We start from the raw sequence: 12,254 nt of genomic DNA, 5'->3' as shown, positions 1-12,254 counted from the left end.
TTCGGCGGAAACTGTGATAGAGTTTGCCATCATGAACGACACCACCGGCCCATCCGAGCCCGAAACCACCGTCCTGCAAAGCGCGCTGCGCGGGCTCGCCTGCAAATGTCCGCGCTGCGGCGAGGGCAAGCTCTATGCGGGCTTCCTGACGCTCGCGCCTCGCTGCGACCGCTGCGGGCTCGACTACGCTTTCATCGATAGCGGCGACGGGCCGGCGATCTTCATCATCATGCTGGCTGGAGCGATCGTGGTCGGCTGCGCGCTCGTCGTCGAGGTCAAGTATCAGCCGCCGTTCTGGCTGCATGCGGTGCTCTGGCTGCCACTGATCCTCGCCACCACGCTGTTGCCGTTGCGCGCGATGAAGTCGCTGCTGATCGCGCTGCAATTCCACCACAAGGCAGCGCCGGGCCGGCTCATCGACCGCGCGAAATGAACGCGAGTGTGCGCAAGCCTCGCGTGGCCGGCTTTGCGCTGTTCACGCTGCTCCTGACGGCTGTCTTCGTCGCACTCGGCATCTGGCAATTACAGCGCCGGACAGCCAAGCACGAGCTGATCGCCGCTCTCACCGAACGGCTTGCGGCAGCGCCGGTCGCGCTGCCGGCGCCCGCGCAATGGGCTGCGCTCAATCCCGCGCGCGACGAATTCCGCCGCGTCAGCTTCACCGCAATCTACGCCCCGCTGCCCGATGCGATGGTCTATTCCTCCGGCTCGGCCGTGCGCAAGGACGCCGCCGGCCCCGGCACCTGGGCGTTCCTGCCGGCGCGGCTTCCGAGCGGCGAGATGGTCGTGATCGATGCCGGCTTCGTCGAGAACACGATGCAGGATCGCAGTGTCGAGGATCGCGCGGTGAGGAAGCTCGTCACGGGCCAGCCGGTCGTGCTCACCGGCTACCTCCGGTTCCCGGAACCAGCAGGCTGGCTGACACCGGCGGAGAACCGCGACAAGCGACTCTGGTTCGTGCGCGATCATCGGGGAATCGCGAGCGCGCTCGGCTGGGGGACGGTCGCGCCGTTTTATGTCGATCTCGAGCAGCCGATGCCCGAGAACGGCATTCCACGTCCCGGTCCGCTCGACGTGCATTTGAAAGACGATCACCTGCAATACGCCATCACTTGGTTCACGCTCGCAGGCGCCCTGTTGATCGCTTTTGCGGTGTGGGTGAGGGGGCGGCGGCCGAGCTGAATTTGTCCGTAGATCCACGAGGGAACCCGGTATCGCCCGGGCTTTACCGTTCAGCGCATATTCACGAGTGTAGTCCTAAGCCGCCAGTGCTTGTCCCCGGCAGAGGATTGCAGCGTGAGTGATTTTGATCAGATGGGAATTGTCGTCGATTGGGTGGACGCCTGTCGGAAGGGCGACCTCACGACGCTGCTCGATCTCTATGCCGACGACGCCCAGCTCGAATGCATGTGCAACGGCATGCACCGATATTGTGGCCGGAGCGAGCTCGAAGCCTATTGGCAGCCGCGGCTCAGCGCCTTCGCGTCGGTGGGTTTCGGACTGGAGGAGATTCATCCCGCGCCTCATGGCGTCGAACTCGAATATTCCGTCGCCGGCGCGCTGCACATTCATGCTTCGTTTCGCTTCAGCCCCGAAGGCAAGATTCGCAGCACGCTGTGCGAGCCGGCGCGGCAGAGCGCGCATGCCGGTTGCGCGTGCTAGCCTGATCGCGTGCTAGCCTGATGATGACGCATCCCGCGTCGTCTCGACCGGAAGACGGCAGCGTACATGGGTTCGGTCATCCGCGCGCAGCAGTGACAGCGACCCGCTGAGCGCGCGCACGCGCTCATGCATGCCTGTCAGGCCCCGGCCGAAGACGTTGCCGGCGGGAAAGCCGCCGCCGTCGTCGGAGATCTCGATGAGGAGCGCCTCGCCGGCGACGGTCGCCTGCACATGGGCATTGCCGGCTTTGGCATGGCGCAGCACGTTGGTCAGCGCCTCCTGGATCACGCGATAGACGGTCTGGGCCAGCGGTCCGTCGATCCCGTTGAGACCGGGATCGATCGTGGCCGTCAGGCCGATATGCGGTGACTGCTTGCGAAAGTTTTGCAGCAGTGTCTGCACGCTGGTCGCGAGGCCCAGCTCCTCGATATAGAGCGGTCGCAGCCGGTCGAGAATACGGCGGTTGGTCTGCTGGAGCGCCTCGACCGATTGCAGCACCTCCTGCGCCGAATTGCCGAGATTTCCTGCAGGTGAAGATGCCTCGATCAAGGCGATCGTCCCGGCGCGGATGCTGAACAACAGCGGCCCGAGTTCGTCATGCATCTCGCGGGCGAGGTCGCGCCGCTCGTCATCTTGGAGCGACACCAGGCGGTGCAGGAGGTTGCGATTGTCCGCGCTCAATTGCGCCAGCGTTGCGGCCAGCGAATTGGCCTCCTCGCAGCTCTGCCGGATCTCCGGCGGGCCGGCGACGGGAATCGGCGTTGCGTAGTCGCCGCGCCGTATCCGCGTGAGCCCGTCGCCGAGATTTCGCAGGGGCCGCAGCGCCGATCCCGCGAAGACATAGGCGATGGTGCCCGTGAGCACCATGAGCGCCAGGACGAGGCAGATCAGCGCGAGAAAGCCGATCCATTTCTCGAACAAGTCGGCCGACAGGTCCGGGAGGAAGACGAGATCTCCTACACGCCTGCCATCGATGATGACCGGGGACGCCGCGTCCATCTCCGGGATGACAAGCAGCTCGATGAACCATTGCGGCACGCCATGCAGGTTGCGCAGGCCGCCTTTCGGGGAGGGCGCGGGACCCTCCTCGGCGGCGCGGAATTGGATATCGGAGGAGGTACCCAATGAATGGACAAAGGCATCGAGTGTCTGCCGTGGATTGTCCGACGCGCGCAGGGTGTTGTTGAGCGCGGTGGCGATTGCCAGGGTCGAACGCTGGCGCGGCTCATTCTCCTCAGCGAGCTGGCCCCCTGCGAAGGTCTGAAGCAGCATGCCGCCCAGGATCAGTGCCGCGAGAAGGCTCGCGCCGAGCGGAAGAAACAATTGCGTCCGGAATGAGAGCCGTTGCCACATTAGGTCAATTCTAACGTGTTTTGGTGGGATTCTCTCTTTCCATTTGTTCCCGCCGGTCTATGAGTCGAAAAACAAGAGAGCGCGCGATGCAAGATACCGCCAGACCGGCGACCAGGGTCCTGATCGTCGACGACCATCCCGTGGTGCTGTCCGGTTGTCGCACCCTGTTCGCCTCCGACCACTCGATCCGTATCGACGAGGCGACCGACGCCAAATCCGGGCATCGCGCCTATGTCAGCAAGCGGCCCGACGTCACCGTGATCGACATCAGCCTGCCTGATGTCTCCGGCTTCGAGCTGATGCGACGCATCCGCAAGGACGATCCGGGCGCCAAGATCATCATGTTCAGCATGAACGACGATCCGGCCTTCGTGGTGCGGGCGGTCGAGCTTGGGGCGCAGGGTTATGTTTCCAAGGGCGACGATCCCAGGATCTTGCTGAAGGCGGTGCGCAAGGTGGTCGCAGGCGACAATTTCATCTCGCCGCAGCTCGCGGAAGCCGTGACGTTTTCCGGTGCGGCGATCAAGGCCAATCCAGCCTCGCAGATGACGCCGCGGGAGCTCGAGATTCTCCGCCTGCTCGGACGCGGCGACAAAATCGTCGAAGTGGCCGAGGCGCTCGGCATCTCCTACAAGACCGTCGCGAACACCACGTCCCTACTCAAGCAGAAGCTCGGGGCTAAAAACCATTCCGATCTGATCCGGATCGCCGTGGAAATCGGGATGAATTGATCTCCCGCCAACGACCGAACCGGCTGCTCCAGGATGCAGCGGTTCGGTCGACGGATCGGTGTCACCATCGGCCGGGCAATGCATAGGCGATGGCCGGCACCCTCCGCCGACCCAATCGGTCGCCGCGGCATTCGTTCCTCAGGCCGGCCATGGTTTCGGGAGAAAACGGCAATATGGAGCGAGTCATTGCACGTATCGGCGACAGAATGCCCTGAGCGCGCCGGGAAAAATAGGAACATCGTTCGTCGCCTGCCGTTTTGGCTCTTGACGATTTGATTGCAGCTGACGAAAGCTTGGGCGAACAGTTTTAGCGGGTCGGGGGACCTGACGAGGCAAACCGGTCTGCACACAACGACAGACCTTCCAAGAGAAGGGCTGCGGCAATGCCGCAGCCCTTTTTCATTGAGCAACGGGAGCGACCGGAAGCGGTTTCCCGATGCCGCAAAACACTTTATGGTGGCCGAAAGCCGCTGGCTGTTAACAAGTATTTTCGTAAAATCAAAGGCTTAACGAGCGGGCTCAGGCTCGGTCGGCCTTTGGAGGGCAGTTTGACTCGTTATATCTCGACCCGGGGCGAGGCCCCCGAACTCGGCTTCTGTGACGTGATGCTCACCGGGCTCGCCCGCGATGGCGGCCTGTATGTGCCGGCCATTTGGCCGCAGCTTTCGGCGCAGGCCATCGCCGGCTTCTTCGGCCGCCCCTATTGGGAGGTCGCGGTCGACGTGATTCGTCCCTTCGCCGGCGGCGAGATCACGGACGCCGAGCTTGGCCGCATGGCCAACGAGGCCTACGCCACCTTCCGCCATCCTGCGGTGGTGCCGCTGCGCCAGATGTCGCCGCACCAGTTCGTGCTGGAGCTGTTCCACGGCCCGACGCTCGCCTTCAAGGACGTGGCGATGCAGCTGATCTCGCGGCTGATGGACCATGTGCTCGCCAAGCGCGGCCAGCGTACCACCATCGTGGTCGCGACCTCCGGCGATACCGGCGGCGCCGCGGTCGAAGCCTTTGCGGGTCTGGAGAATGTCGACCTCATCGTGCTGTTCCCGCACGGCCGCATCTCAGAGGTCCAGCAGCGGATGATGACGACGACGGGTGCGGCCAATGTGCACGCGCTCGCCGTCGAAGGCACCTTCGACGACTGCCAGGCGCTCGTGAAGGGGATGTTCAACAACCATCGCTTCCGCGATGCGACGTCACTGTCCGGCGTCAACTCGATCAACTGGGCGCGTATCGTTGCCCAGGTGGTCTACTATTTCACCTCGGCCGTCGCCGTCGGTGCACCGGCGCGCGCGGTGGATTTCGTCGTGCCGACCGGCAATTTCGGCGACATCTTTGCCGGCTACGTCGCCAAGCGCATGGGCCTGCCGGTGCGCACGCTGCGCATCGCCGCCAACGTCAACGACATCCTGGCCCGCACGCTCAAGACCGGGATCTACGAGGTGCGCGAGGTGCACGCCACGGCGTCGCCGTCGATGGACATCCAGATCTCCTCAAATTTCGAGCGGCTGCTGTTCGAAGCCGGCCAGCGCGATGCGGCTGGTGTGCGTCGCCTGATGGATTCTCTGAAACAGTCCGGACGCTTCGTGCTGCCCGATGCGACGCTGGCCGCGATCCGCGGGGAGTTCGACGCAGGCCGCGCCGACGAGACCGAAACTGCGGCTGCGATCCGCGCCGCCTGGCGCGAGGCGGGCGAGCTGGTCGATCCGCATACAGCAGTGGCGCTTGCGGTCGCCGACCGCGATACGACCGACACGACGGTCCCGAGCGTCGTGCTCTCCACGGCCCATCCGGCCAAATTCCCCGATGCGGTCGAGGCAGCCTGCGGCCAGCGGCCGCAACTGCCTGCCTGGCTCGACGGATTGATGACCAAATCCGAGCACATGAAGGTGATGAAGAACGATCAGGCCGAGGTCGAGCGGTTCGTGCTGTCGGTCAGCCGCGCCGCAAAGCAGGGAGTTGCCGGATGAGCGTCGAGATTTCCAAGCTTGCCTCCGGCCTGACCATCGTCACCGACAAGATGCCCCATCTCGAGACTGCGGCGCTCGGCGTCTGGGCTGGCGTCGGCGGGCGCGACGAGAAGCCGAACGAGCACGGCATCTCGCATCTTCTGGAGCACATGGCGTTCAAGGGCACGACCAAGCGCTCCTCGCGCGAGATCGTCGAGGAGATCGAAGCGGTCGGCGGCGACCTCAATGCCGGCACCTCGACCGAAACCACGTCCTATTACGCGCGGGTGCTGAAAGCCGACGTGCCGCTCGCGCTCGACGTGCTCGCCGACATCCTCGCCAATCCCGTTTTCGAGTCGGACGAGCTGGAGCGCGAGAAGAACGTCATCGTGCAGGAGATCGGGGCTGCGCAGGACACCCCCGACGACGTCGTGTTCGAGCATCTGAACGAGCTCTGCTATCCCGACCAGCCGATGGGCCGTTCGCTGCTCGGCACCGCCAAGACGCTGCGCGGCTTCAACCGCGACATGCTCCGTGGCTACCTGTCGACGCATTATCGCGGGCCCGACATGGTGGTGGCCGCTGCCGGCGCGGTCGATCACAAGCAGGTGGTCGCCGAGGTCGAGAAGCGTTTCGCGGGCTTTGAGGCGACACCGGGACCGAAGCCGCAATCCGCCCAGTTCGGCCAGGGCGGCGCCAAAGTGGTCCACCGCGAGCTCGAGCAGGCGCATCTGACGCTGGCGCTCGAAGGGGTGCCGCAGACCGACCTGTCGCTGTTTTCGCTCCAGGTCTTCACCAACATTCTCGGCGGCGGGATGTCGTCGCGGCTGTTCCAGGAGGTGCGCGAGAAGCGCGGCCTCTGCTACTCCATCTACACCTTCCACGCGCCCTACACCGACACCGGCTTCTTCGGCCTTTACACCGGCACTGATCCCGCCGACGCGCCGGAGATGATGGAGGTCGTGATCGACATCATGAATGATTCGGTGGAAACCCTGACCGAGGCCGAGATCGCGCGGGCCAAGGCGCAGATGAAGGCGGGCCTGTTGATGGCGCTGGAGAGCTGCTCGTCCCGTGCCGAGCAGCTTGCCCGGCATGTGCTGGCCTATGGCCGGCCGCAGACCGTGCAGGAGCTGGTGGCCCGAATCGACGCCGTCAGCGTCGAATCGACCCGGGATGCCGCACGTGCGCTGCTTTCGCGCAGCCGCCCTGCGGTCGTCGCATTGGGCAGCGGCAGGGGGCTGGACACGGCGGTGTCTTTTGCGGAAGGATTGACCCGGGCGCGCGCCAAGGCTCGGCTGCATTAGGAGCCGCGCAGGGGCGCCCCCCCCGGAAGCATCACCATGGCCCTCTTTCGCCTGCCATCCAGTGGACCCGCCGCACTCGTGCCGCGCGGGAACGGGTTGCTGCTGCGCGCTCCGCAGATGTCGGATTTCCTGCAATGGGCTCACTTGCGCGAAAGCAGCCGCGACTACCTCACGCCCTGGGAGCCGATCTGGCCCTCGGACGACCTCACCCGGTCCGGCTTCCGCCGCCGTCTGCGCCGCTATTCCGAGGACATCGCCGCGGATCGTTCCTATCCCTTTCTGATCTTTCGCGAGCTCGACGGCGCCATGGTCGGCGGCATCACGTTGGCCAATGTACGGCGCGGCATCGTGCAGGCCGGCACCATTGGCTATTGGATTGGGCAGCCCTACGCCCATCGCGGCTACATGACCGCGGCCCTGCGGGTGCTGCTGCCGACGCTGTTCGGCGAGCTCAACCTGCACCGGGTCGAGGCCGCCTGCATCCCCACCAATGCGCCGTCGATCCGGGTGCTGGAGAAGTGCGGCTTCTCCCGCGAGGGGCTGGCGCGCCGCTATCTCTGCATCAACGGGATCTGGCAGGATCACCTGCTGTTCGGCCTGCTGCATGAGGATTTTCGCGGCTGAGCCGCCACCTCCTGCGGCCAAAGTCTTGATCGCCCCGCCTTGCTTGCTGCCGTAATTTACCTGCCTTGGGTTCGCCGATTTTGGCGATATAACGGCGCGGGCCGGCCTGCGATCGGCCGGAATGCTGTCATGGAGTATGGGTGTCGATGGTGAAGGAGCTTCGGTCATCGCGGAATGCGTTGCGGCAGGGGACGGCGGTCGCGCTGGCGTTGTCGATTGCGCTCGCGTCCGTTTCGCCGGTGGCGGCCCAGTCCTTGAGCGACCGCTTCAAGAGCCTGTTCGGCGGCAAGTCCGACGAGCCGGCGCAGCCCAAGCCGGCGCCCGCGCCCGGCCAGCCAGCCGATGACGACGTCGATTGCCCGCAGGTCACCGTGCGCGCCGGCGCCTCCACCTATGCGGTTGGCGCCAGCGGCAAGCCGGCTGTCGGCAATGAGATCCGCTTCCAGGCCACGATTACCAAGATGGCGCGCGAATGCGCCCGGAGCGGCGGCGATATTACCGCCCGGATCGGAATCCAGGGCCGTGTCATCGCCGGTCCCGCCGGCGCGCCTGCGACGGTCGAGGTCCCGTTGCGTATTGCCGTGGTGCAGGGCGGCGTCGGCGAGAAGGTGATCGCCTCGAAGGCCTACCGGACCACGGTCGAGATGTCGGAGGGCGGTAGCGTGCCTTTCACCTTCGTCGCCGAAGATCTGGCCTACCCGATCCCCTCAGCCGCGGTCGCAGATTCCTACATCTTCTATGTCGGCTTCGACCCGCAGGCACTCTCGCCCGAGCCGAAGGGGCGGAAGAGGAAGTAATTGGCTACGACCTCAGCTGTCATTGCCCGCCACCGGGTCTCGCCTTCGGCGAGCCCGATGACAGGCTCCGGCGGGCAATCCAGTAATCCGAGACAGCAAGGTTAGAACCGAGGGCCGCGGCGTACTGGATCACCCGCCTGCGCGGGTGATGACACCGTACTTGTTGACGTGGCGTCGAAAACAAAAAAGCCGGCGCTCATCGCGCCGGCTTTTTGATTGGTGAAGGCGAACCCCCTCAGTTCAGCTTCTGCCGAACCTCGTTGATGCCCTTGGCGAGCAGGTCGTCGGCGACCTGGCCCTTGACCGACTGCGACAGGATCGTCGAGGCGGCCTGTACGGCGGCTTCGGCGGCTGCGGCGCGGACATCGGCCAGCGCCTGGGCCTCGGCGAGCGCGATCTTGCTCTCCGCAGTCTTGGTTCTGCGGGCGACGAAGTCTTCCATCTTCGCCTTGGCGTCGGCCGCGATGCGCTCGGCTTCGGACTTGGCATTGGCGATGATGTCGGCAGCCTCGCGCTCGGCCGCGGCACTGCGCGCCTTGTAGTCGGCGAGCACCTTGGCTGCCTCCTGCTTGAGACGTGCGGCGTCGTCGAGCTCGGCCTTGATGCGGTCGGCGCGATGATCGAGCGCGGTCATCGCCGTCTTGAAGATCCCGAGATAGCCGAACACGACCATCAGGATCACGAAGGCGACGGCGACCCAAAATTCAGGTTCGAAGAACATCTCGACTAACCCTTCAAGGACGCATCGACCGCGGCATTGACCGACGCTGCGTCGGGAACGACGCCGGTGAGCTGCTGCACGATCTGGCCTGCCGCATCGGCCGCGATGCCGCGGACGTTGCTCATGGCGGCAGCGCGGGTCGAGGCGATGGTCTTCTCCGCCCCGGCGAGCTTGGCCGCCAATTGCTCTTCCAGCGCCTTGCGCTCGGCGTCCGCCTGCGCATTCGCCTTGTCGCGGGATTCGTTGCCGATCGCCTGTGCCCGCGTGCGCGCCGAAGCGAGCTCGCTTTCATAGGCCTTCAGCGCCGCGTCGGACTGGTCCTTCAGCTTCTGCGCTTCGGCGAGGTCGCCCTCGATTTTGTTCTGCCGCGCCTCGATCGCACCGCCGATGCGCGGCAGAGCGAGCTTGGACACGATCACGTAAAGCAGGACGAAGAAGATCGCGAGCGACACCAGCTGTGAAGCAAAGCTGCTGCTCTCGAACGGCGGAAAACCGCCACCGTGGTGACCACCGTCAGCCTCGGTGTGAGCGCCCGCCGCCGGACCTTTTGCGTCGCCATGACTCTCAGCCATGGAGTTCTCCTGTTGCTGTCACGCGCGCCGTCCCATGGGCTGGAACGGCGCGAAAAACGTCGTCCTCAGAGCGGAACGAACAGCAGCAGCAGCGCGATCAGCAGCGAGAAGATGCCGAGCGCTTCGGTCACGGCGAAGCCGAAGATCAGGTTGCCGAACTGGCCCTGAGCGGCCGACGGATTGCGAACGGCCGCGGCGAGGTAGTTGCCGAAGATCACGCCCACGCCGACGCCCGCACCGCCCATGCCGATGCACGCGATGCCCGCGCCGATAAGTTTTGCTGCTGCCGGATCCATTTTAGACTCCTTGGAAGAAAGATTGCGTTGTGGGTGGAAATTCCCCGGACCGCTCAGTGTCCCGGATGAATGGCGTCGTTGAGGTAGATGCAGGTCAGGATCGCGAACACATAGGCCTGGAGGAACGCGACCAGGATCTCGAGCGAGGTCAGCGCGACCGTGAGCGCCAGCGGCAGCACGCCGCCGACCCAGCCGACGGCGCCGAGCGAGAAGCCGAGCATGGCGACGAAGCCCGCGAACACCTTCAGCGCGATGTGGCCGGCCAGCATGTTGGCGAAGAGACGGACGCTGTGGGAGACCGGCCGCAGGAAGAACGACAGGACCTCGATGAACATGACCAGCGGCAGGATGTAGATGGGGACGCCGTGGGGAACGAAAATCTTGAAGAATTTCAGGCCGTTCTTGTAGACGCCGTAGATCAGGACGGTGAAGAACACCAGGAGCGCAAGCGCCGCGGTGACGATCAGGTGGCTCGACACCGTGAAGGTGTAGGGGATGATACCCACCAGATTCGAGACGCAGATGAACATGAACAGCGAGAAGATCAGCGGGAAGAACTTCATGCCTTCCGCGCCGGCCGTCGAACGGATGGTCGAGGCGACGAATTCGTAGGAGATTTCTGCGACGGACTGCAGACGCCCGGGAATCAGCTGCGTGCCGCTGGCGAGCATCAGGATCGAGATGATCGCCACGGCCACCAGCATGTAGAGCGACGAATTGGTGAAGGCGATCGTATGATTGCCGATATGGCCCAGGGTGAAGAGAGGCTCGATGTTGAACTGGTGGATCGGGTCGATTTTCATCAGCGCGGCATCTCTTGGTCTGCCGGGCAATGCCGGCGGGTCTCGGTCTGCCGGCCGGGCCGGCCCGTACCGGCGAGCCGGCACGATCATTCCTCTCCTGGGGATCGCCTAAGAACCACCGCGCCTGTTTTGACCCGCGCCCGCCGTTCTCACCACATTCACCACGCCGGCGACGAAGCCCAGCAGCAGGAACACGATAAATCCGAAAGGCGACGTCGACAGCAAGCGGTCGAACCCCCAGCCAATCCCCGCTCCGACAACGACGCCGGCGACCAACTCCGAGGATAACCGGAAACCAAGCGCCATCGCCGAGGCTCTGGCCGCTCCGTCTTCACCGTCACCTGCGGGTTGCTCGGTCTTGCTCCGCCGGTCCCGAAGTTCGGACAACCGCTGATCAAGACTTCCGAGCCGTTCGGAAAGCGCAGCTTCCTCGGACGATCTATCGCGATCTCCATTCTCACCGTGTCCCGTGCCCTGTGTCATGCAACGAAGACCCGAAACGCCGCGGCTGAATGGAAATTACGCCCGCCACCCTCAAAAGCCGCGCGGACCATACTGATGGCCTATAATCAAGTCAAGCCAAGTCACGATTGCGTCGCTTTCTGTTATGTATCTGATTTAGTTGATGATATTGGCGCACACAGCAGCGCTGCACACAGCGTGACGCCGCACCGCAGCAGCTCTCCGCATGATCGGCGGATGCAGCCGCCATTTCGCCGCGCTGCCGGGATCAAAGGGACCGTCGCGGTTGTTGAATATCGGTGGTGCGTTTTGGGCGGCGGATGGCCTCGGCGGGTGTAGAATTACGAAAGTGCCACCTGCACATCGTGGCGGAGCGCAAGATGAGACCTGTGACGTCATCCACAACATCATGGTTTGCGGTAGCCGCGTTCGCCGTGGTGATGGTCGTCAGCGGTGGCTTCGCCGCCGCGCAATCCGCTCCCGACAGTGAAAACGGCCGCTACAGCATGACGCCGATCCCCGAGGGCGTGTTGCGGCTCGACACCCGCACCGGCGCCATGTCGACCTGCACCAAGAACGGCGCTGGCTGGGCTTGCTACGCGGTCCCCGACGAGCGGTCCGCACTCGATGCCGAGATCGGCCGGCTTCAGGCCGAAGTCGAGAAGCTGAAGGGTCAGCTCGCGGCCGGGCCGACGGTGTCGGGAAAGATCGACGAGCCGCTGCCGAAATCCGATCCTCTCAAGAAGGCGGAGCCGAAAGCCGCCGAGGGCGAGCGCAAGATCGAGATCCCGCTGCCGAGCGACCAGGATCTCGATCGTGTGATGTCGTTCCTGGAAAGAGCCTGGCGCCGGCTGATCGACATGGCCAACCGCGTGCAGAAGGACGTGTCGGGGAAGATTTGAGGACCCCTTCGCGCGGCCAAAGCATTGAGCTCTTGTAGGGTGGGCAAAGGTGCCTTGCGCCGTGCCCACCATGTTTCC

At 64.5% G+C, this 12,254-nt stretch carries 15 protein-coding genes; 9 read left to right on the top strand and 6 right to left on the bottom strand.

Features of this window, described 5'->3' with window-relative positions; all coding sequences use genetic code 11:
* The first annotated feature begins 31 nt into the window (after nucleotides 1-31).
* The 3 genes from XH85_RS43325 (at nucleotide 32) to XH85_RS43315 (ending at nucleotide 1,662) form a co-directional block, all read left to right on the top strand.
* Nucleotides 32-433 (top strand): DUF983 domain-containing protein, encoded by a 402-nt coding sequence (locus tag XH85_RS43325; protein ID WP_128936818.1) that lies wholly within the window; start codon nucleotides 32-34, stop codon nucleotides 431-433.
* Nucleotides 430-1,182 (top strand): SURF1 family protein, encoded by a 753-nt coding sequence (locus XH85_RS43320; protein WP_128936817.1) that lies wholly within the window; start codon nucleotides 430-432, stop codon nucleotides 1,180-1,182. Before XH85_RS43325 ends, XH85_RS43320 begins: the two co-directional genes overlap by 4 nt.
* Nucleotides 1,183-1,296: 114 nt before the next feature.
* Nucleotides 1,297-1,662: a nuclear transport factor 2 family protein gene (locus XH85_RS43315; protein WP_091885231.1), complete on the top strand. Its 366-nt coding sequence runs from the start codon at nucleotides 1,297-1,299 to the stop codon at nucleotides 1,660-1,662.
* A 12-nt stretch (nucleotides 1,663-1,674) separates the two neighbouring features.
* Here XH85_RS43315 and XH85_RS43310 read toward each other — a convergent pair whose 3' ends face one another.
* A complete protein-coding gene (locus tag XH85_RS43310) occupies nucleotides 1,675-3,015 on the bottom strand; it encodes a histidine kinase (RefSeq protein WP_128936816.1) in 1,341 nt (446 codons plus the stop codon).
* Nucleotides 3,016-3,101: 86 nt separating this feature from the next.
* Here XH85_RS43310 and XH85_RS43305 point away from each other — a divergent pair, with 86 nt between their 5' ends.
* From XH85_RS43305 to XH85_RS43285, 5 genes are all read left to right on the top strand, one after another.
* Complete coding sequence (locus XH85_RS43305) at nucleotides 3,102-3,746, top strand: response regulator transcription factor (protein WP_091885239.1); 645 nt, start codon at nucleotides 3,102-3,104, stop codon at nucleotides 3,744-3,746.
* A 548-nt stretch (nucleotides 3,747-4,294) separates the two neighbouring features.
* Nucleotides 4,295-5,713: a threonine synthase gene (gene thrC, locus XH85_RS43300; RefSeq protein WP_164939781.1), complete on the top strand. Its 1,419-nt coding sequence runs from the start codon at nucleotides 4,295-4,297 to the stop codon at nucleotides 5,711-5,713.
* Complete coding sequence (locus tag XH85_RS43295) at nucleotides 5,710-6,999, top strand: M16 family metallopeptidase (RefSeq protein ID WP_128936814.1); 1,290 nt, start codon at nucleotides 5,710-5,712, stop codon at nucleotides 6,997-6,999. The genes thrC and XH85_RS43295 overlap by 4 nt, the downstream gene beginning before the upstream one ends.
* Nucleotides 7,000-7,035: 36 nt before the next feature.
* Nucleotides 7,036-7,623: a GNAT family N-acetyltransferase gene (locus XH85_RS43290; protein WP_091885248.1), complete on the top strand. Its 588-nt coding sequence runs from the start codon at nucleotides 7,036-7,038 to the stop codon at nucleotides 7,621-7,623.
* A gap of 146 nt (nucleotides 7,624-7,769) precedes the next feature.
* Complete coding sequence (locus tag XH85_RS43285; RefSeq protein ID WP_128936813.1) at nucleotides 7,770-8,420, top strand: hypothetical protein; 651 nt, start codon at nucleotides 7,770-7,772, stop codon at nucleotides 8,418-8,420.
* A gap of 235 nt (nucleotides 8,421-8,655) precedes the next feature.
* Here XH85_RS43285 and XH85_RS43280 read toward each other — a convergent pair whose 3' ends face one another.
* The 5 genes from XH85_RS43280 to XH85_RS43260 all read right to left on the bottom strand — a co-directional run bounded on the left by XH85_RS43280 (nucleotide 8,656) and on the right by XH85_RS43260 (nucleotide 11,295).
* Nucleotides 8,656-9,141 (bottom strand): F0F1 ATP synthase subunit B family protein, encoded by a 486-nt coding sequence (locus XH85_RS43280; protein WP_091885253.1) that lies wholly within the window; start codon nucleotides 9,139-9,141, stop codon nucleotides 8,656-8,658.
* Nucleotides 9,142-9,146: 5 nt separating this feature from the next.
* Complete coding sequence (locus tag XH85_RS43275; protein ID WP_128936812.1) at nucleotides 9,147-9,713, bottom strand: F0F1 ATP synthase subunit B; 567 nt, start codon at nucleotides 9,711-9,713, stop codon at nucleotides 9,147-9,149.
* Between the two features lie 65 nt (nucleotides 9,714-9,778).
* Nucleotides 9,779-10,009, bottom strand: a complete 231-nt coding sequence (locus XH85_RS43270; RefSeq protein ID WP_007599451.1) for a F0F1 ATP synthase subunit C — start codon at nucleotides 10,007-10,009, stop codon at nucleotides 9,779-9,781.
* Nucleotides 10,010-10,062: 53 nt separating this feature from the next.
* A complete protein-coding gene (locus XH85_RS43265) occupies nucleotides 10,063-10,812 on the bottom strand; it encodes a F0F1 ATP synthase subunit A (protein ID WP_128936811.1) in 750 nt (249 codons plus the stop codon).
* Between the two features lie 108 nt (nucleotides 10,813-10,920).
* Entirely contained in the window at nucleotides 10,921-11,295 is a 375-nt protein-coding gene (locus tag XH85_RS43260) for an AtpZ/AtpI family protein (protein ID WP_091885261.1), read from the bottom strand.
* Nucleotides 11,296-11,654: 359 nt separating this feature from the next.
* On the opposite strand from XH85_RS43260, the gene XH85_RS43250 reads away from it, so the two are divergent.
* A complete protein-coding gene (locus XH85_RS43250; RefSeq protein WP_128936810.1) occupies nucleotides 11,655-12,176 on the top strand; it encodes a hypothetical protein in 522 nt (173 codons plus the stop codon).
* The last annotated feature ends 78 nt before the right edge of the window (nucleotides 12,177-12,254 follow it).

It is taken from the genome of Bradyrhizobium zhanjiangense, assembly GCF_004114935.1.
Classification (GTDB): domain Bacteria; phylum Pseudomonadota; class Alphaproteobacteria; order Rhizobiales; family Xanthobacteraceae; genus Bradyrhizobium; species Bradyrhizobium zhanjiangense.
The sequence above is the reverse complement of the archived record's forward strand: the minus strand, read 5'-3'. Positions and strand labels throughout refer to the sequence as shown.